The organism is Roseateles sp. GW821-FHT02E12 (assembly GCF_059421665.1).
Genome location: NZ_JBWKVK010000003.1, coordinates 52,821 through 70,631 on the forward strand (window position 1 = coordinate 52,821; position 17,811 = coordinate 70,631).

Annotated in this window: 19 protein-coding genes; 18 read left to right on the forward strand and 1 reads right to left on the reverse strand. The window is 67.2% G+C overall.

Going from position 1 to position 17,811, the window contains the following annotated elements:
• Positions 1-63 precede the first annotated feature (63 nt).
• The 18 genes from plsX (at position 64) to acpS (ending at position 16,019) form a co-directional block, all read left to right on the forward strand.
• Positions 64-1,158 (forward strand): phosphate acyltransferase PlsX, encoded by a 1,095-nt coding sequence (plsX, locus tag AC07V5_RS18275; RefSeq protein WP_495117133.1) that lies wholly within the window; start codon positions 64-66, stop codon positions 1,156-1,158.
• A 73-nt stretch (positions 1,159-1,231) separates the two neighbouring features.
• Positions 1,232-2,215 carry a beta-ketoacyl-ACP synthase III gene (locus tag AC07V5_RS18280; protein WP_495118007.1) on the forward strand — a complete coding sequence of 328 codons (984 nt, stop codon included), beginning with the start codon at positions 1,232-1,234 and terminating at the stop codon, positions 2,213-2,215.
• 56 nt (positions 2,216-2,271) lie between these two features.
• The gene (gene fabD, locus AC07V5_RS18285; protein WP_495117134.1) at positions 2,272-3,219 is read left to right on the forward strand and encodes an ACP S-malonyltransferase; all 948 of its coding nucleotides are present in this window, start codon (positions 2,272-2,274) and stop codon (positions 3,217-3,219) included.
• Position 3,220: 1 nt separating this feature from the next.
• A complete protein-coding gene (gene fabG, locus AC07V5_RS18290) occupies positions 3,221-3,964 on the forward strand; it encodes a 3-oxoacyl-ACP reductase FabG (RefSeq protein WP_495117135.1) in 744 nt (247 codons plus the stop codon).
• An 87-nt stretch (positions 3,965-4,051) separates the two neighbouring features.
• Complete coding sequence (gene acpP, locus AC07V5_RS18295; RefSeq protein ID WP_056204266.1) at positions 4,052-4,291, forward strand: acyl carrier protein; 240 nt, start codon at positions 4,052-4,054, stop codon at positions 4,289-4,291.
• 48 nt (positions 4,292-4,339) lie between these two features.
• Complete coding sequence (fabF, locus tag AC07V5_RS18300; protein WP_495117136.1) at positions 4,340-5,584, forward strand: beta-ketoacyl-ACP synthase II; 1,245 nt, start codon at positions 4,340-4,342, stop codon at positions 5,582-5,584.
• 12 nt (positions 5,585-5,596) lie between these two features.
• On the forward strand, positions 5,597-6,016 hold the full coding sequence (locus tag AC07V5_RS18305; protein WP_495117137.1) for a hypothetical protein: 420 nt from the start codon (positions 5,597-5,599) through the stop codon (positions 6,014-6,016).
• The gene (locus AC07V5_RS18310; protein WP_495117138.1) at positions 6,013-6,600 is read left to right on the forward strand and encodes a sigma-70 family RNA polymerase sigma factor; all 588 of its coding nucleotides are present in this window, start codon (positions 6,013-6,015) and stop codon (positions 6,598-6,600) included. The genes AC07V5_RS18305 and AC07V5_RS18310 overlap by 4 nt, the downstream gene beginning before the upstream one ends.
• Positions 6,594-7,115 carry a hypothetical protein gene (locus AC07V5_RS18315; protein WP_495117139.1) on the forward strand — a complete coding sequence of 174 codons (522 nt, stop codon included), beginning with the start codon at positions 6,594-6,596 and terminating at the stop codon, positions 7,113-7,115. Before AC07V5_RS18310 ends, AC07V5_RS18315 begins: the two co-directional genes overlap by 7 nt.
• Before the next feature lie 66 nt (positions 7,116-7,181).
• Entirely contained in the window at positions 7,182-8,651 is a 1,470-nt protein-coding gene (locus tag AC07V5_RS18320) for a Do family serine endopeptidase (protein ID WP_495117140.1), read from the forward strand.
• Between the two features lie 515 nt (positions 8,652-9,166).
• Positions 9,167-10,975 carry a translation elongation factor 4 gene (gene lepA / locus AC07V5_RS18325; protein WP_495117141.1) on the forward strand — a complete coding sequence of 603 codons (1,809 nt, stop codon included), beginning with the start codon at positions 9,167-9,169 and terminating at the stop codon, positions 10,973-10,975.
• Positions 10,976-11,005: 30 nt separating this feature from the next.
• A complete protein-coding gene (lepB, locus tag AC07V5_RS18330; RefSeq protein WP_495117142.1) occupies positions 11,006-11,989 on the forward strand; it encodes a signal peptidase I in 984 nt (327 codons plus the stop codon).
• 7 nt (positions 11,990-11,996) lie between these two features.
• A complete protein-coding gene (locus AC07V5_RS18335) occupies positions 11,997-12,377 on the forward strand; it encodes a DUF4845 domain-containing protein (RefSeq protein ID WP_495117143.1) in 381 nt (126 codons plus the stop codon).
• Between the two features lie 16 nt (positions 12,378-12,393).
• Positions 12,394-13,086 (forward strand): ribonuclease III, encoded by a 693-nt coding sequence (gene rnc / locus AC07V5_RS18340; RefSeq protein ID WP_495117144.1) that lies wholly within the window; start codon positions 12,394-12,396, stop codon positions 13,084-13,086.
• The gene (gene era / locus AC07V5_RS18345; RefSeq protein ID WP_495117145.1) at positions 13,083-14,006 is read left to right on the forward strand and encodes a GTPase Era; all 924 of its coding nucleotides are present in this window, start codon (positions 13,083-13,085) and stop codon (positions 14,004-14,006) included. The genes rnc and era overlap by 4 nt, the downstream gene beginning before the upstream one ends.
• Before the next feature lie 4 nt (positions 14,007-14,010).
• On the forward strand, positions 14,011-14,763 hold the full coding sequence (gene recO, locus AC07V5_RS18350; RefSeq protein WP_495117146.1) for a DNA repair protein RecO: 753 nt from the start codon (positions 14,011-14,013) through the stop codon (positions 14,761-14,763).
• Between the two features lie 4 nt (positions 14,764-14,767).
• On the forward strand, positions 14,768-15,535 hold the full coding sequence (locus tag AC07V5_RS18355) for a pyridoxine 5'-phosphate synthase (RefSeq protein ID WP_495117147.1): 768 nt from the start codon (positions 14,768-14,770) through the stop codon (positions 15,533-15,535).
• Positions 15,536-15,620: 85 nt separating this feature from the next.
• A complete protein-coding gene (gene acpS, locus AC07V5_RS18360; RefSeq protein ID WP_495117148.1) occupies positions 15,621-16,019 on the forward strand; it encodes a holo-ACP synthase in 399 nt (132 codons plus the stop codon).
• A 20-nt stretch (positions 16,020-16,039) separates the two neighbouring features.
• Here the strand turns inward: acpS and AC07V5_RS18365 are convergent, their stop codons facing one another.
• Positions 16,040-17,728 carry a COG3904 family protein gene (locus AC07V5_RS18365; RefSeq protein WP_495117149.1) on the reverse strand — a complete coding sequence of 563 codons (1,689 nt, stop codon included), beginning with the start codon at positions 17,726-17,728 and terminating at the stop codon, positions 16,040-16,042.
• Positions 17,729-17,811 lie beyond the last annotated feature (83 nt).

Here is a 17,811-nt window from a genome sequence, read left to right on the forward strand (position 1 = left end):
CGACCCGGCCTGCGTACCGCGCAGCGCCGGGTTTGGTCTTTGTGGCTCACAAAAACCACTGACATGACCGCAGCACCCCTGCCTGAACCGATCCGCCTGGCTGTCGATTGCATGGGCGGCGACCACGGCCCTTCGGTGACGTTGCCAGCCTGCCGCGCCTTCCTGGACAAGCATCCCGGCGCCGAACTCATCCTCGTTGGCAAGCCCGAGGAACTGACCGCCGCGGCGGCCTGGCCGCGCTGCCGCGTCGTTGCGGCCAGCGAGGTCGTCACGATGGACGACCCGATCGAGATCGCGCTGCGCCGCAAGCGTGACTCGTCGATGCGCGTTGCCATCCAGCAGCTCAAGGCCGACCGCGACGGCAACCCGGCGCTGGCCCATGCCTGCGTGTCCGCGGGCAACACCGGCGCGCTGATGGCCGTGGCCCGCTATCTGCTGAAGACGCTGGACGGCATCGACCGCCCCGCCATCGCGACCGTCATGCCCAACCAGCGCGGCCGCTTCACAACCGTGCTGGATCTTGGCGCCAACGTCGACTGCACGGCCGAGCATCTGCTGCAGTTCGCCGTCATGGGCAGCGCGCTGGTGTCCGCCGTCGAGGGCAACGAAGAACCCAGCGTCGGCCTGCTCAACATCGGCGAGGAGGCCATCAAGGGCAGCGAGACCATCAAGCAGGCCGGCGAGCTGTTGCGCGCGGCCGGTGCGGCGGGTCAGCTCAACTTCTTCGGCAATGTCGAGGGCAACGACATCTTCAAGGGCACGACGGACATCGTCGTCTGCGACGGCTTCGTCGGCAACGTCATGTTGAAGACCTCCGAGGGCCTGGCCACGATGATCGGCGCCTTCATCAAGGAAGAGTTCAGCCGCAACCTGTTGACCAAGCTGGTCGCGCTGCTGGCCCTGCCCATCCTGAAGGCCTTCAAGCACCGCGTCGACCATCGCCGCTTTAATGGCGCGGCGCTGCTGGGCTTGCGTGGTCTCGTCTTCAAGAGCCATGGTTCGGCTGATGCCTTTGCCTTCGAACAGGCTTTGGCCCGCGCTTATGATGCCGCCCGCAACCGGCTGCTTGACCGGGTTCACGACCGCATCGTCGCCACGCTGCAGGCCAAGGCGAGCGATGCTGGAGACAACGCGACAAACGTCGCGCAGGCTGCGTGAGCGCCGCATGGCCGCCTGAAGGCGCTTGCGCCGCAGCGCGCAGCACGGAGGCTACCCATTGATCCCCACTGGAATCCACACCCCCCGCTACTCCCGCATCCTCGGCACCGGCAGCTTCCTGCCCGCTGACCGGGTGACCAACAAGGATCTGGCGGCGCGTCTTGCGGCTGATGGCATCGAGACGTCCGACGATTGGATCGTCGAGCGCACCGGCATCCGCGCCCGCCATTTCGCGGCGCCCGATCAGGCGGCCAGCGATCTGGCCTTCCCGGCGGCGCAGGCGGCGCTCGACGCGGCCGGCATCGTTGCCGAAGAGATCGATCTCATCATCGTCGCGACGTCCACGCCCGACATGGTGTTCCCGTCGACAGCCTGCCTGCTGCAGAAGAAGCTCGGCGTGCACGGCTGCGCGGCTTTCGATGTGCAGGCCGTCTGCTCCGGCTTCGTCTACGCGCTGAGCGTGGCCGACTCGATGATCAAGAGTGGCGCCGCCAACAAGGCCCTCGTCGTCGGCGCGGAAGTGTTCTCGCGCATCCTCGACTTCAAGGACCGCACGACCTGCGTGCTGTTCGGCGACGGCGCCGGCGCCGTCGTGCTGGGTGCGAGCGCCGAGCCTGGCATCCTCGCGACCGAGTTGCATGCCGATTCGCGCCATGTCGACGTTCTCTGCACGCCCGGCACGGTCGCTGGCGGCCAGGTGCTGGGCAGCCCGTTCTTGAAGATGGACGGCCAGGCCGTCTTCAAGCTCGCCGTCGGCGTGCTGGAGAAGGTCGCTCGCTCGGTGCTCGACAAGGCCGGCATGACCGAAGCCGACCTCGACTGGCTGATCCCGCACCAGGCCAATATCCGCATCATGCAGGGCACGGCCAAGAAGCTGAAGCTGGACCTGAACAAGCTCATCGCCACCGTCGACGAGCATGGCAACACCTCGGCCGCGTCTGTGCCGCTGGCGCTGGACGTCGCGGTGCGCAGTGGCCGCATCCAGCGTGGCGACACCGTGATGCTGGAAGGCGTCGGCGGCGGCTTCACCTGGGGCGCTGCCCTGCTGAAGTACTAGCCGGGAAGAGCTGGCGCACCGGCACCTCCGACCGCTACTGATTTGGAACTGATCTCATGACTGCACCTTTCGCCGTTGTCTTTCCTGGCCAAGGCTCGCAGGCCGTCGGCATGCTCGACGCCTGGGGCGATCACCTGGAAGTCCGCCGCACGCTGGAAGAGGCCTCTGCCGCTCTGGGCGAGGACATCGCCGCGCTGATCCATGCCGGCCCCAAGGATCAGCTCGACCTGACGACCAACACCCAGCCCGTCATGCTGACGGCCGGCATTGCCTGCTGGCGTGCCTTCGTTGCCGAGACCGGTGCGGTGCCCGTTGCCGCAGCCGGTCATTCGCTGGGCGAGTACACGGCCCTTGTTGCCGCCGGTGCGCTGAGCCTGGCGGACGCACTGCCGCTGGTGCGTTTCCGCGCCCAGGCCATGCAGGAGGCCGTCCCCGTCGGTGCTGGCGCGATGTACGCCATCCTGGGCCTGGACGGCGATGCCGTCCGCGCCGGCTGCGCCCAGGCCGCGGCCGAGACCGGTGAGGCCGTCGAGGCGGTCAACTTCAACGACCCGAAGCAGACGGTCATCGCCGGCAGCAAGGCCGGCGCCGACAAGGCCGCCGAGATCCTGAAGGCCGCGGGTGCCAAGCGCGCGCTGCCGCTGTCGGTGTCCGCACCTTTTCATTCCAGCCTGATGAAGCCGGCCGCCGAGCGGCTGAAGGAAAAGCTGGCGACGGTGCAGTTCCAGGCCGCCGCCTTCCCCGTCATCAACAACATCGACGTCGCCATCACCGAGAACGACGCGGCGATGCGCGATGCGCTCTACCGCCAGGCCTTTGGCCCGGTGCGCTGGGTCGAGGTCGTGCAGGCGCTCAAAGGCCATGGCATCGGCCACATCATCGAAGCCGGCCCCGGCAAGGTGCTGACCGGCATGGCCAAGCGCATCGATGCTGAGCTGCAGGCCGCCTGCATCTTCGACCCTGCCTCGCTCGCCGAGGCCCGTGCGCTGCTGGGAGGTGGCTGACATGACTGAATCCGCAAACAAGGGCATCGCCCTCGTCACCGGCGCCAGCCGAGGCATTGGCCGTGCGATTGCGCTGGCCCTTGCCAACGAAGGCTGGCGCGTCATCGGCACGGCCACCAGCGAATCCGGCGCCGCCGGCATCACCGAGGCCCTGGCGGCCCACGGCGGCCGCGGCATCGTGCTGAACGTGACGGACGCCGCTGCCAGCCAGGCGGCCGTGGACGACATCGTCGCCAAGGACGGCGGCCTGCACCTGCTCGTCAACAACGCCGGCATCACGCGTGACGGCCTGTCCATGCGCATGAAGGACGACGACTGGGATGCCGTCGTCGATACCAACCTGAAGGCGGTGTTCCGCCTTGCCCGCGCGGCCACCAAGCCGATGATGAAGCAGCGCAGCGGCCGCATCGTCAACATCACGTCGGTCGTCGGCGCTTCCGGCAATGCCGGCCAGGCCAACTACGCGGCGGCCAAGGCCGGCGTGGCCGGCCTGACACGCTCGCTGGCCCGCGAGCTGGGCAGCCGCAACATCACGGTCAACTGCATCGCGCCGGGCTTCATCGCCACCGACATGACCGAGGTGCTGCCCGAGGCCCAGAAGGCTGCGCTGCTGTCGCAGATCCCGCTGGGGCGCCTGGGCGCGCCTGAAGAAATTGCCGCCGCCGTCGTCTTCCTGGCGTCACCGGGAGGTGCTTACATCACCGGGTCCGAGCTGCACGTCAACGGCGGCATGTACATGGGCTGATTTGGCCCGGGCGCCCTGATTTAGGGGCACCCATCTAGAGCCCGTAGAATAATGGGCTGTTTTCAGCAAATCCCTCCTGGAGGATTCATGAGCGATATCGAAGCACGAGTCAAGAAAATCATCGCCGAGCAACTCGGCGTGGCGGAAGCCGACGTTACGAACGAGAAGGCTTTCGTTGCCGACCTGGGCGCCGATTCTCTGGACACCGTGGAACTGGTGATGGCCCTCGAAGACGAGTTCGGCATCGAGATCCCGGACGAAGAGGCCGAGAAGATCACCACCGTGCAGCTGGCGATCGACTACGCCGTCAAGCACCAGAAGGCTTGAGCGCTTCGGCCTCAGTCCTTTTTCTCTCGCAACTCTGATCCGCACTGCATGAGCCGTCGCCGCGTCGTTGTTACCGGTCTTGGCCTGATCAGTCCCGTCGGCAATACCGTTGCCGAAGGCTGGGCCAATATCCTCGCCGGTCGTTCCGGCATCGCCACCGTTACCCGCTTTGACGCCAGCAACCTGGCGTGCCACTTCGCGGGTGAGGTCAAGGGCTTCAACGTCGAGGACTACATCCCAGCGAAAGAAGCCCGGCACATGGATGGTTTCATCCATTACGGGCTGGCGGCGGCCTTCCAGGCAGTGCGTGACTCCGGTATTCCCACCGGCGATCAACTGACCGAAGAACAGGCCGAGCGTATCGGCGTGCTCGTGGGGTCTGGCATCGGCGGCTTGCCGCTGATCGAAGACACCAAGACCGAGCTGATCAACCGCGGCCCGCGCCGCATCTCGCCGTTCTTCATCCCGGCCTCGATCATCAACATGATCTCGGGCCATGTCTCCATCAACTTCGGCTTCCAGGGACCCAACCTGGCGATCGTGACGGCCTGCACCACGGGCCTGCACGCGATCGGCGAAGCCGGCCGCCTCATCGAGTACGGCGACGCCGACGTGATGATTGCGGGCGGCGCCGAAGGTGCGGTGTCGCCGCTGGGCATCGGCGGTTTCGCCGCTGCCCGGGCGCTCTCCACCCGCAACGACGACCCCGCGACCGCGTCCCGCCCCTGGGACAAGGACCGCGACGGTTTCGTGCTGGGTGAGGGCGCCGGCGTGCTGGTGCTCGAAGAGTACGAGCACGCCAAGAAGCGCGGCGCCAAGATCTATTGCGAACTGGCCGGTTTCGGCATGGGTGCGGACGCGTACCACATGACCGCGCCCAACGTTGACGGCCCCAAGCGCTCCATGCGCGCGGCGCTGCGCAACGCGGGCATGAACCCCGACCAGGTCCAGTACATGAATGCCCATGGCACCTCCACGCCGCTGGGGGACGTGAACGAGACCAACGCGATCAAGCTGGCCTTCGGCGATCACGCCAAGAGCATGGTCATCAGCTCGACCAAGTCCATGACCGGCCACCTGCTGGGCGGCGCGGGCGGCATCGAGTCGGTGTTCACGGCCCTGGCCATCCGCGACCAGGTGGCGCCGCCGACGATCAACATCTTCAACCAGGATCCCGAGTGCGACCTGGACTACTGCGCCAACGAGGCGCGGCCCATGAAGATCGACATCGCCGCCAAGAACAACTTCGGCTTCGGCGGCACCAACGGCACGCTGATCTTCAAGCGCGTCTAGGCACAGCCGGCGATGCGCCGCACGCCGCCGGTCGTCGTGCAACTCCAGCCCCAGCCGGCCGTACAGGCTGCTGTAGCGCTTGTCGGCCTGCTCGCAGCGGGCGGTTTGGCCGCGTGGGCGCTCAGCCATCAGTCTCAAGCCTGGCCACTGCTGCTGGCCGTTCCCGTTGTCGGGTTTTGGGCGTGGCGGGCTGCGGCCGTGAAGCCGCGCCGGCTGCGCTGGGATGGCGAAGCCTGGTGGCTGGCCGAGCTCGACCGCGATGACGAAGCCCGCGTGCAACTCGCCGTGCTGATCGACCTCGACGCCTGGCTGCTGCTGCACGCCAGCCCTGGCCCGTGCTGGCTGCCGCTGTCGCGCCGCCAGCAGGTTGCGCATTGGGGTGCACTGCGCGCGACGCTGTTCGCCGCGCCGGGCGGGGCCGTGCAGCGATGAGCGCCGACGCGGACGCTGACGCGCTGCTGGTGCGCGAAGCTCAGGGCGGCAGCCGCGCCGCCTTCGACATGCTGGTGCTGAAGTACCAGCGCCGCGTCGAGCGCTTGCTGTCGCGCAGCGTGCGCGATCCTGCTGACGTGGCCGACCTTTGCCAGGAGACCTTCCTGGCCGCCTTCCGCGCGCTGCCGGCCTTCCGCGGCGAGAGCGCCTTCTACACCTGGATCTACCGCATCGCGATCAACGCGGCCAAGCGTCACCGCGCGCGCCAGCGGCCTGTCGAATCGCTGGATGACGACGAGGGAACTTTCGGCAGTGACGCGTCTCCAAGCGACGATGCAACCCCCGAGGCCTTGCTTGCCAGCCGCCAGTTGGCGCGCGAGCTGGACGAGGCGATCGAGGCCCTGGCCGAGGATCAGCGCCGGGCGCTGTTGCTGCGAGAGGTGGATGGCTTGAGCTACGACGAGATCGGCGATTTGATGGGCTGCCCGCCGGGCACCGTGCGCTCGCGCATCTTCCGAGCCCGCGAGGCCGTCGCCGCGCGCCTGCGGCCGCTGCTGGGCGGCAGAGGAGGGCGGCGATGGTGAGCGCCACTGACGACACGCTGAACGAGGCCTTGTCCGCAGTCATGGACGGCCGCGCGACGCCGGCCGATTGGGCGCGCGTGAATGCCGCCTGGGCGAGCGACCCGGGCCTGCGCGAGCGCTGGGCGTTGTGGCATGCCGCGGCCGATGGCGTGCGTGCCGCGGAGCTGCCCGAATTGCGTCGCGATCCCGAGGCCTTGCTCGCAGCCCTGCATGCCCAACTGCCGGCCGAGGTGGCCGAGCTCCCGCGCCGGCGCGACTGGTTCGCGCCCGTCGCAGTCGCAGCCGGCTTCGTGGTGGTGGCCATCGGCATCGGCACGCTGCGGCCCCCGCCGGCGGCCGACGCCGACACTGTCGCCACCGCTGCACCAATCACAACACCACGCGTGCAGGGGCTTAGCGGCCTGAGCTTTGCTCAGACGGCTGCAGGCCGTACGCTGCCGGGCGACGCGCCGCCCGAGGTCATCGATTGGGGACTGGCTCTGCCAGAGTCGTCGGCTTCGTCGTCGCATCCTTGAAGTGCAGCTGCCTCGCCCCATTTGTTCCGTCCGTCACCGCTCCTGCTGAATTCCTGGAAATTCCACATGCACGCTGAGAACCGCCTCCACCCCGCGCGCACGCGCTTTCTGTTGTCGAGCACGGCGCTGGCGTTGGCGCTGACCCTGGGCCAGGCCCCCGCCACGGCTCAACCGCGCGAGCTGCCGGACTTCACCGAGCTGGTGGAGCGCGTGGGCCCCGCGGTCGTCAACATCCGCACCGCCGAGAAGGTCAAGGTGGCCGAAGGCCAGGCGGAGATGAACGAGCAGATGCAGGAGTTCTTCCGGCGCTTCGGCATCCCCGTGCCCAACCAGCGCCGCGGTGCACCGCGCGGCGGCGGCACGCCCGACGACGACGGCCCGACGCGCCGTGGTGTCGGCTCCGGTTTCATCCTCAGCGCTGACGGCTATGTGCTGACCAATGCCCACGTCGTGCAAGGCGCCGACGAGGTCATCGTCACGCTGACCGACAAGCGTGAACTCAAGGCCAAGATCATCGGCGCCGACCAACGCTCCGACGTGGCCATCGTGAAAGTCGAGGCGACGGGCCTGCCGGTCGTCAAGGTTGGCGACAGCAACAAGTCTCGTGTCGGCGAATGGGTCATGGCCATCGGCTCGCCCTTCGGCCTGGAGAACACCGTGACGGCCGGCATCATCAGCGCCAAGCAGCGCGACACCGGTGAGCTGCTGCCGCTGATCCAGACCGACGTGGCCATCAACCCCGGCAACTCCGGCGGCCCGCTCGTCAACATGCGCGGCGAGGTCATCGGCATCAACTCGCAGATCTACAGCCAGAACGGTGGCTACATGGGCATCTCCTTCGCGATCCCCATCGCCGATGCCATCCGCGTGGCCGACGAGCTGCGCGCCGGCGGCCGCGTCGTGCGCGGCTATCTTGGCGTGCTGCCGGACGACATCACCAAGGAAATCGCCGAGGCCATTGGCCTGGGCAAGCCGCAGGGCGCCGTGATCCGCTCGGTCATCGCCGGTAGCCCGGCCGAGAAGGCCGGCGTTGAAGGTGGCGACGTGGTCACCAAGGTCGACGGCAAGATCGTCGACAAGGCCGCCGACCTGCGTCGCCTGGTCGCCAACGTGAAACCCGGCGCCAAGACGACGCTGACCGTGTTCCGCCGCGGCACGACCAAGGACATCGTCGTCACCATCGGCGAAGACGAGCGCAGCAAGAAGCCGGGCACCAGCAGCGAGAGCAGCAGCGAGCCCGCGCCCGCAGCCACCGCTCCGAGCGCGGCTCTCGGCCTGAAGGTGTCTGAGCTGACCGATGCCCAGCGCAAGGAGATGAAGCTCAAGTCAGGCGTGAAGGTGGAGGGCGCCACGGGTGCCGCTGCGCGCGCCGGCCTGCGCGAAGGCGACCTCATCCTGTCGGTGGACAACGTCGAGGTGTCCTCGGTCAAGAGCTTCCAGGCCCAGATCGCCAAGGCGGACAAGGCCAAGGTGATCAACCTGGTGGTGCGTCGCGAGGATGTGGTCAGCTTCGTGCTGCTCAAGCCGGCGAACTGATCCGGTACAAACCTAGGCAGTCAGCTCGGGCTTTCCGCGATGCGGCAAGCCCGACCGGTTGGGTGGCTGAGGTTGTCCACCGATTTTAGAAGTTGGCGCCGGCTAACTTATCGAGAAAGATTGGGATTGTTCGCGCGGACCGCTAAAATCGTGTCCAGACACGCCCGGAAATGGGCGTCTCAAGGTGGAATCGACGTTCACCGGCAACACCCTGATTTGATCCACAGGGGATCCACAGGAACTTGTGGATAACCTGTGGTTAAAAATCCTTGTTGGCAGCCTGCAACGGCCGGAAAACCAATGCTGGTGCGGCTTCCCGGCCGGGCCTTTTGGCTACAATGAAGGCCCAACAAGCAGTTGCCATACCTTTTGTTGGAAGGCACGTCGCCTCTTCGACGTGCCTTTTTTTTATGTTCGGCACGGCGCTTTCAGCGCCTTCACATCGCTGCGCGATATGAGCCTTCCATGCAACGGCTCGCGCCGTTGAGCTTCCGGCCCCGCGCGCTGCAGACTCCATGAATCACATCCGCAATTTCTCCATCATTGCCCACATCGACCACGGCAAGAGCACGTTGGCCGACCGCATCATTCAACGCTGTGGCGGGCTCAGTGATCGGGAGATGGAAGCGCAAGTGCTGGACTCGATGGACATCGAGCGCGAGCGCGGCATCACGATCAAGGCGCAGACCGCTGCGCTTCAGTACAAGGCCAAGGACGGCCAGATATACAACCTCAACCTGATCGACACGCCGGGGCATGTGGACTTCTCTTATGAAGTCAGCCGCTCGCTGTCGGCCTGCGAAGGTGCGCTGCTCGTCGTCGATGCGTCGCAAGGTGTGGAAGCGCAGACGGTCGCCAACTGCTACACGGCGCTGGACCTCGGCGTGACGGTGGTGCCGGTGCTCAACAAGATGGACCTGCCGAACGCAGATCCGGAGAACGCACGCGCCGAGATCGAGGATGTGATCGGCATCGACGCCGAAGACGCCATCCCCTGCAGCGCCAAGACCGGCATGGGCATCGACGAGATCATCGAAGCGGTGATCGCGCGCATGCCGCCGCCCAATGGCGTGGTCGATGCGCCGCTGCGCGCGATGATCATCGACAGCTGGTTCGACAACTACGTCGGCGTGGTGATGTTGGTGCGTGTGGTCGACGGCACGCTCAAAAAGGGCGAGCGCATCCGCATGATGGCCTCCAACGCCGTCTACCCGGCCGACAACCTGGGTGTGTTCTCGCCCAAGTCGGAACCGCGCCAGGAACTCAATGCCGGCGAGGTGGGTTTCATCATCGCGGGCATCAAGGAGTTGCAGGCCGCCAAGGTCGGCGACACCATCACGCTGGAAAAGAAGCTGCCCAACAACCTGGGCCCCGCCGAAGAGGCGCTGCCGGGCTTCAAGGAGATTCAGCCGCAGGTGTTTGCCGGCCTCTACCCGACCGAGGCCAGCGAGTACGACCAACTGCGCGATGCACTCGAGAAGCTCAAGCTCAACGACTCCTCGCTGCGCTACGAGCCCGAGGTGTCGCAGGCGTTGGGCTTCGGCTTCCGCTGCGGCTTCCTGGGCCTGCTGCACATGGAGATCGTGCAGGAGCGCCTGGAGCGTGAGTTCGACCAGGACCTGATCACCACCGCGCCGAGCGTGGTGTACGAAGTGGTGCAGGGTGATGGCACGGTGATCCTGGTCGAGAACCCGAGCAAGATGCCCGAGGTGGGCCAGATCCAGGAGATCCGCGAGCCCATCGTCACCGTGCACCTGTACATGCCGCAGGACTACGTCGGCCCGGTCATGACCCTGGCCAACCAGAAGCGTGGCAACCAACTGAACATGGCCTACCACGGCAAGCAGGTCATGCTGACCTACGAGATGCCGCTGGCCGAGATCGTGCTGGACTTCTTCGACAAGCTCAAGAGCGTGTCGCGCGGCTATGCCTCGATGGACTACGAGTTCAAGGAGTACCGCGCATCCGACGTGGTGAAGGTCGACATCCTGATCAACGGCGACCGGGTCGACGCGCTGTCCATCATCGTGCACCGCGTGCAGAGCCAGTTCCGTGGCCGTGGTGTGGCGGCCAAGATGCGCGAACACATTCCGCGCCAGATGTACGACGTGGCCATCCAGGCGGCGATCGGCGGCAACATCATCGCGCGCGAGAACATCAAGGCGCTGCGCAAGAACGTGCTGGCAAAATGCTACGGCGGCGACATCAGCCGCAAGCGCAAGCTGCTGGAAAAGCAAAAGGCCGGCAAGAAGCGCATGAAGCAAATCGGCTCGGTCGAGGTGCCGCAAGAAGCCTTCCTCGCCATCCTGCAAGTCGACGACTGACCCCCCAATCCAGCCTTGAAAACCTCCTTGATGAGCGCTCTGACCGGTGTTTTGTACGCGGCCCTGGTGGCCTACCTGGGCGGCTGGTACGCCGGTCGGTGGAACGGCAACTTCGCGCTGCTGCTTTTCGTCCTGACCGCGGTGACGCTGTTTTACTGGCTGGCCGAGCGTTTCCATTTCGCACCGGCCCGCCGTGCTGCTGCCGATGCGCTGGCGGCCAACGACGCCAAGCGCCGCGAGACCCTGGCCGCCCAGGGCATCTCCCGTGTGGATGGCGACATCGAGCCGGCCCGCCAGCAGATCCTGCAACAGCCCTGGTGGCTGGACTGGACCGCCGGCCTGTTCCCGGTGATCCTCGTCGTCTTCCTGCTGCGCAGCTTCCTGTTCGAGCCCTTCAAGATCCCGTCGGGCTCCATGGTGCCAACGCTGCTCGTCGGCGACCTCATCCTCGTCAACAAGTTCCACTACGGCGTTCGCTTGCCGGTGTTGAACAAGAAGATCATCTCCAATAACGACGTCAAGCGTGGCGACGTGATGGTCTTCCGCTACCCCGAAGACCCGAGCACCGACTTCATCAAGCGCGTCGTCGGCATCCCCGGCGACGAGGTGAGCTATGTCAACCAGAAGCTCTACGTCAACGGCCAGCTCGCGGTGACGCAGCCGGTGGACAACTTCTATGACGACAGTGGCTCGCCACGCGTCTACCGGCCGCGCTTCACGGAAAAGCTCGGCGACAAGGCACACCAGATCCTCGTGCAGCCCGACGCCCCGCGCTTCTTCCGGCCCGATCGCGCCGACGGCCCCTTCCCGTTCCAGGAAAACTGCCGCTACACCCTCGAAGGCGTGACCTGCAAGGTGCCGGCCGGCCACTACTTCATGATGGGCGACAACCGCGACAACTCGCGCGACTCCCGCTTCTGGGGTTTCGTGCCGGACGAGAACATCGTCGGCAGGGCCTTCTTGGTCTGGATGAATTTCGGTAACCTCAAGCGCGTCGGTACTTTCTTCGATTGATGCCCAGATGAGCCCTCGTCGCCGTCCTTCGTCGTTTCCCCACCGCCAGCGCGGCCTCACGCTGATCGGCCTGCTGTTCTGGGGCGGAATCACTGCGGTCACCGCCGTCGTCGGCATGAAGGTCTTCCCGACCGTGCTCGAGTACTACACGGTGCAGCGCGTCGTCGACCGCATCGCGGCAGGCAACCCGGCCACGGTGCCCCAGGTGCGCCAGGAATTCGACAAGTCCATCCAGGTCGAATACTCCATCCAGAGCATCAAGGGCAGTGACCTCGTCGTCACCAAGGACGGCAACGACAAGGTCGTCATCGAGTTCGCCTGGGACAAAGAGGTCGACCTCTTCGGGCCGGTCTACCTGATGATCAAGTACCGGGGCAAGTCGCGTTGACGCCTGCCTTGCGTCAATGAGCGCCTCACTGGACGACCTGCAACGCCGCCTCGGCCACCGCTTCCAGCGGTCCGATCTCCTGGCTCGCGCGCTGACTCACCGCAGCTACGGCGCCGACCACAACGAACGCCTGGAATTCCTCGGCGACGCCGTGTTGAGCCTGGCCGTGTCCAGCCTGCTCTACGAACGCTATGCCGGCTCCGACGAAGGCGACCTGACGCGCGTGCGTGCCCATCTCGTGCGCGAGGACAGCCTGCACAAACTGGCCCTGACGCTGGGCCTGCCGGCCGTACTGAAGATGTCCGATGGCGAGGCCCGTGGCGGCGGCGCTCAGCGGCCCTCCATCCTGGCCGACGCCGTCGAGGCCCTGCTTGGCGCCGCCTACATCGATGCCGGCTATGAAGCAGCGCTGGGCATCGTGCGCCGCTTGCTCAGCGAAACCATCGCAAGTGCGTCCAGCGCCGGGGACTTCGCCAAGGATGCCAAGACCGCATTGCAAGAGTGGCTGCAGGCCCGCCGCATTGCCGTGCCCAGTTACCGTATCGTCGCGACACGTGGCCAGGCGCATGCTCAGACCTTCGAGGTCGAATGCGCCGTTCCCGCACTCGATGTCGCCGAGCTGGGCGTTGGCCGCTCTCGCCGCACCGCCGAACAGGAGGCCGCTCGCCGCCTGCTGGACAGATTGAACGCCGAACGAGGCAAACCATGACCGAGACCACTGTGCCCGCATCCGAAGTACCGCAGCCGTCCGCTCAACGTTGTGGCCTCATCGCCATCGTCGGCCGCCCCAACGTGGGCAAGTCCACGCTGCTCAACGCCCTCGTCGGCCAGAAGGTCAGCATCACCTCCGACAAGGCGCAGACGACGCGCCACCGCATCACCGGTGTGCGCACGGTGGACGAAGCCCAGTTCGTCTTCGTCGACACGCCCGGCTTCCAGACCAAGCACAACGCCGCGCTCAACCGCACGCTCAACCGCACCGTGCACGGTGTGCTGGCCGACGTGGACCTGGTGCTCTTCGTCGTCGAGGCCGGCCGCTTTGGCCTGGACGACGCCAAGGTGCTGGGCCTGCTGCCCGAGGACAAGCCGGTCGTGCTGGTCGCCAACAAGCTCGACGCCGTGCACCGCCGCGCCGAGCTGGCGCCCTGGCTCAAGGGCATGGCCGAGCGGCGCAATTTCACGGAATTCGTGCCGCTGTCGGCCAAGAAGGAGGCCGACGTCACGCGCCTCTTCAAGATCCTCAAGCCCTACCTGCCCGAGCAGGGCTGGTTCTACGCCGAGGATGCGCTGACCGACCGCAGCGAGAAGTTCCTCGCCAGCGAAATCATCCGCGAGAAGCTGTTCCGCCTGACGGGCGACGAGCTGCCCTACACCTCCACCGTCATCATCGACAAGTGGGAAGAAGAGGGCGAGCTGCGCCGCATCAGCGCCAGCATCGTCGTCGAACGCGACGCCCACAAGGGCATGATCATCGGCCAGGGCGGCGAGCGCCTGAAGCGCATCGGCTCCGAGTCTCGCCAGGAGCTGGAGCACCTGATGGACGGTCGTGTCTTCCTGGAGCTGTGGGTCAAGGTGCGCTCCGGTTGGGCCGACACAGAGGAACATCTGCGTAGCTACGGCTACGAATGACTCGATGCGGCTGACGCGCCCGCCGGCGGCCCAGCCCGCCTACGTGCTGCACCAGCACGACTGGAGCGAGTCCAGCCTCATCCTGGACTTGTTCACCCGCGAGTCCGGCCGCCTGGCCGTCGCGGCCAAGGGCGCCAAGCGGCCGTACTCGCAGCTGCGCGCCGTACTGCTGCCGCTGCAACGCATCAGCGTGAGTCTGTCCAAGCCAGCCAAGGCCGAAGGCGGTGACGTGCAGACGCTGCGCAGCGCCGAGTGGGGCGGCGGCGCGACGCTTCCGGCCGGTGCGGCGCTGTTCTCGGGCTACTACCTCAACGAGCTGCTGATGAAGCTGCTGGCCCGCCACGACCCGCACCCCCGGCTCTTCGACGCCTATGCCGACACGCTGGCCCATCTGGCCGAAGGCGACACCGCGCTGCGAGCCTTCGAGATCAAGCTGCTGTCCGAGCTGGGCCTGCTGCCCGACCTCAGCGTCGTCACGCCGACACAAAGTCCGATCGACCCCGCGCGCCGCTACCAGCTCTCGCCCGAGTCCGGCGTCATTCCGCCCAACAGCGATGCCAGCCTGCCCGGCACGCTGCTGATCCAGCTGCAAGCCGCGCTGCTGCACGGCAGCACGGCCGCGCTGCGCCAGGCCTGCGCGGCCGAGCCGCAAGGCCTGAAGACCACGCTGCGCGGTCTGCTCCACTACCATTTGGGCCACCAACCACTGCGCACTCGCGCGCTGATGGTCGACGTGCAACAACTGCTCGATCCCTGACCTCATGAACCCCTTCGCCCACGCCGGCGCCCGCTGCGCCCTGTCGGTCAACGTCAACAAGGTTGCGCTGCTGCGCAACACGCGCCACCTCGGCATCCCCAGCGTGCTGCGCGCCGCCGAGCAGTGCCTGGCCGCCGGTGCCCAGGGCATCACCGTGCATCCGCGGCCCGATGCGCGCCACATCCGCGCGGGCGATGTCGACGACCTCGCCGCTTTCCTGAAGGACTGGCCCCAGGCCGAGTTCAACATCGAAGGCAACCCGACGCAGAACCTGATGGACTTCGTGCGCCGCTACCGCCCGCACCAGGTCACCTTCGTGCCCGACTCGGAAGACCAGTTCACGTCCGACCACGGCTGGACGCTGCCGCAGGACACCGAGCGGCTGGCGCCGCTGATCGAGGAAGCCAAGAGCCTGGGCGTGCGCGTCAGCCTCTTCATGGACCCCAACCCTGCCGCGATGGCCGCCGTGGCCGAGCTGGGCGCAGACCGCATCGAGCTCTACACCGAGACCTTCGCCAGCGCCTTTGGCACCGAGCGCCAGGACGCCGTGCTGGCCGGCTTCACGGCCACGGCTGCGGCCGCGCTCAAGGTGGGCCTGGGCATCAACGCTGGGCACGACCTGAGTCGCGACAACCTCAGCGTCTTCCTGCGCCATGTGCCGGGTGTGCAGGAGGTCTCCATCGGCCACGCTCTCGTTGCTGACGCGCTGGAGCTGGGCTACACCGAGACCGTGCGCGCCTATCTGCGTGTCATCGCGACGGCCTACGCATGATGCGGGCCACCGTGCCGGGCCGCCCCAAGCAAGGCCCGACCCTCTCGGAGGGTCGACCGCCGTACCCGGCGGGCGGGGAGCCGACATGATCTACGGCATCGGTACCGACATCTGCGACATTCGCCGCATCGAGGCCACGCTGGCCCGGCGCGGCGAGCGCTTCGCCGAGAAGGTGCTGGGCGCCGACGAGCTGCGCGTCTTCCGCGCCCGCCGTGCGCGCTCCGAGACGCGCGGCATCCGCTATCTCGCGACGCGCTTCTCGGCCAAGGAAGCCTTCAGCAAGGCCATCGGCCTCGGGCTGCACCTGCCCATGCGCCTGCCCGACTGCCAGATCCTCAACGAAGCCAGCGGCAAGCCGGTGCTCAAGCTCTCCGGCCCGCTGGCGGACTGGTTTGCCGAGCGGGCTTTGAGCGGCTTGGTGACGCTGAGCGACGAGAGCGACTACGCAGTCAGTTTCGTCGTCGTCGAGAAAACCGCCACCTGACGTCGCCGGCCGCGGCAGGCTCAGCGGCCGTGGAACAGCAGCCGCTCGGCCAGCTCGCGGCGCGCGGGAGGCTGGGCCTGCAGGCGATCCAGCATCGCGATGACCGGCTCGCAAGGTGCGCCCGGCGCAGCCGAGGCGGTATCCGGCGTGTCGGCCCACAGGCGCGACAGCATGCCCATCGCGGCAGAGCCGACGGAGCGGTCGAGCACCTCGATCTCGATGGCACTCGGTGGCTTGGGCAGCCAGCGCGGCGGCGTGCCGTTGGCCGCGTCCAGCAGCCATGCCGTCTCGCGCACCTGCAGCTCCAGCGGCAACTGCTGGCGTGCGCTCAGGTGGCCGTCCAGCAGGTCGCGGCAGGCGGGCCGGGCGCCGGCTTTGGGCGGCGTGCGCAGCGCCTTCAGCTGGTCGGTCACGATCTGCACGTAGCGCCGGCGCAGCACGCCGTCGGTGCCGTTGACCAAGCCAGGCATCTGGCCCGCCAGCGGCGCCAGCGCGGTGGCCTGCACGTCTTCGTCGGCGGCGCCGGCCGCGCGTGCCGCAAACATGCGCTTGGCGACGCCGTTGATGATGCCGGCATTGCGCTTGTCCAGCGCCTCCCAGACCGGATGGATGCGCAGTGCGTCGTCGAAGTCGGCCAGCGGGGCGTTTGCCGCGGGCAGGGGGATGGCCATCGTGCGCGGCGAGGGCGCGATCAGTGAATACGCCTGCAATTCCTCGCGCGGCACGAACCACATGCCGCGCGACGGCGTGCGCAGCGTCTTGTCGATCATGATCTGCGGCAGGCCCAGTTCGCGGTAGGTCTTGGCGAGCTGCTGGTTGGCCAGCTCCTCGAACACCGGGTTGTAGGTGCCGGTCGATGCGCGGTGGAAGCCCAGCTGCCCTTCCGGCGCCAGATGGCGCGGGTTGCCGGCCAGGAACACCAGCGTGCAGGCACTCGCACAGGTGCCCACGGCGCGCGCTTCCTGGCGGTGCTCCTTCAGTGCACTGGCCATGCGCTCGGCCTCGCGCACGCGGCCGCCGGGAGACGAGAGCTCCACACGCTTGAGGCCGCGAGCCGCCTCGCTGCCCAGCAGCGCGCGCAGCCGCTCGCCGTCGCCCATGCCGATGACGCCGTCCAGGCGCAGGCTGCGGCCGTCGTCCGAGAGGCTGAACTTGGCCTGCCCGATGGGGTCGATGCCGCGCGCCATCTGCCAGTACTCACCCAGGCTGGGCAGGAAGCCGAACAGCACCGAGGCCGCCAGCTGCAGCGTGCCCAGCACCAGGCTGATGCGGGCCAGCCAGCCCCACAGCAGCGAGCCGTATTCGCGCAGGTAGGTGGTGGCCGAGCGCCACGCGCCGACGAGGCACCAGACGTTCAGCGCCAGCAGCAACGGGAAGCCCAGCAGCACGACGATGGCGCTGACCTGCAGCGAGTCGCCCTTGACGCTGATCCAGCTCATCAAGCCGGTCAGCAGCATGGCCAGCGGCGTGGCGACAAGGAAGTTGTTCAGCCAGTAGCTGCGCGGCAGGCTTTGTTCGCCGCGCCAGTGGGCGGCGAAATAACCCGTCTTCGGGGCCTCTGGCGCAACGCGTGGCGGGCGGCCCGGCGTGGGGCGCGTGCGCGGGTGATGCGAAGCCTGCTGCCAGGCGGCCGGAGCCTCCTTGGGAGGGGGCGGGCCGGCGGCGTCCGCCGCCGCAGACGTCGGGTCGATGTAGGGGCGCTGTGTCATCAGGGACCGGCGAAAAAGTAATGCCGCCCGGGGGCAGTCGGGCGGCATCGTAGAGCGCGGCGGGCGCTCAGTGCATCAGGCGG

Excerpts from the sequence above, each read along its gene's own strand:
- plsX (WP_495117133.1), top strand. The coding sequence starts at position 64 with ATGACCGCAGCACCCCTGCCTGAACCGATCCGCCTGGCTGTCGATTGC.
- fabD (WP_495117134.1), top strand. The coding sequence starts at position 2,272 with ATGACTGCACCTTTCGCCGTTGTCTTTCCTGGCCAAGGCTCGCAGGCC.
- fabG (WP_495117135.1), top strand. The coding sequence starts at position 3,221 with ATGACTGAATCCGCAAACAAGGGCATCGCCCTCGTCACCGGCGCCAGC.
- acpP (WP_056204266.1), top strand. The coding sequence starts at position 4,052 with ATGAGCGATATCGAAGCACGAGTCAAGAAAATCATCGCCGAGCAACTC.
- fabF (WP_495117136.1), top strand. The coding sequence starts at position 4,340 with ATGAGCCGTCGCCGCGTCGTTGTTACCGGTCTTGGCCTGATCAGTCCC.
- AC07V5_RS18305 (WP_495117137.1), top strand. The coding sequence starts at position 5,597 with ATGCGCCGCACGCCGCCGGTCGTCGTGCAACTCCAGCCCCAGCCGGCC.
- AC07V5_RS18310 (WP_495117138.1), top strand. The coding sequence starts at position 6,013 with ATGAGCGCCGACGCGGACGCTGACGCGCTGCTGGTGCGCGAAGCTCAG.
- AC07V5_RS18315 (WP_495117139.1), top strand. The coding sequence starts at position 6,594 with ATGGTGAGCGCCACTGACGACACGCTGAACGAGGCCTTGTCCGCAGTC.
- AC07V5_RS18320 (WP_495117140.1), top strand. The coding sequence starts at position 7,182 with ATGCACGCTGAGAACCGCCTCCACCCCGCGCGCACGCGCTTTCTGTTG.
- lepA (WP_495117141.1), top strand. The coding sequence starts at position 9,167 with ATGAATCACATCCGCAATTTCTCCATCATTGCCCACATCGACCACGGC.
- lepB (WP_495117142.1), top strand. The coding sequence starts at position 11,006 with ATGAGCGCTCTGACCGGTGTTTTGTACGCGGCCCTGGTGGCCTACCTG.
- AC07V5_RS18335 (WP_495117143.1), top strand. The coding sequence starts at position 11,997 with ATGAGCCCTCGTCGCCGTCCTTCGTCGTTTCCCCACCGCCAGCGCGGC.
- rnc (WP_495117144.1), top strand. The coding sequence starts at position 12,394 with ATGAGCGCCTCACTGGACGACCTGCAACGCCGCCTCGGCCACCGCTTC.
- era (WP_495117145.1), top strand. The coding sequence starts at position 13,083 with ATGACCGAGACCACTGTGCCCGCATCCGAAGTACCGCAGCCGTCCGCT.
- recO (WP_495117146.1), top strand. The coding sequence starts at position 14,011 with ATGCGGCTGACGCGCCCGCCGGCGGCCCAGCCCGCCTACGTGCTGCAC.
- AC07V5_RS18355 (WP_495117147.1), top strand. The coding sequence starts at position 14,768 with ATGAACCCCTTCGCCCACGCCGGCGCCCGCTGCGCCCTGTCGGTCAAC.
- acpS (WP_495117148.1), top strand. The coding sequence starts at position 15,621 with ATGATCTACGGCATCGGTACCGACATCTGCGACATTCGCCGCATCGAG.
- AC07V5_RS18365 (WP_495117149.1), bottom strand. The coding sequence starts at position 17,728 with ATGACACAGCGCCCCTACATCGACCCGACGTCTGCGGCGGCGGACGCC.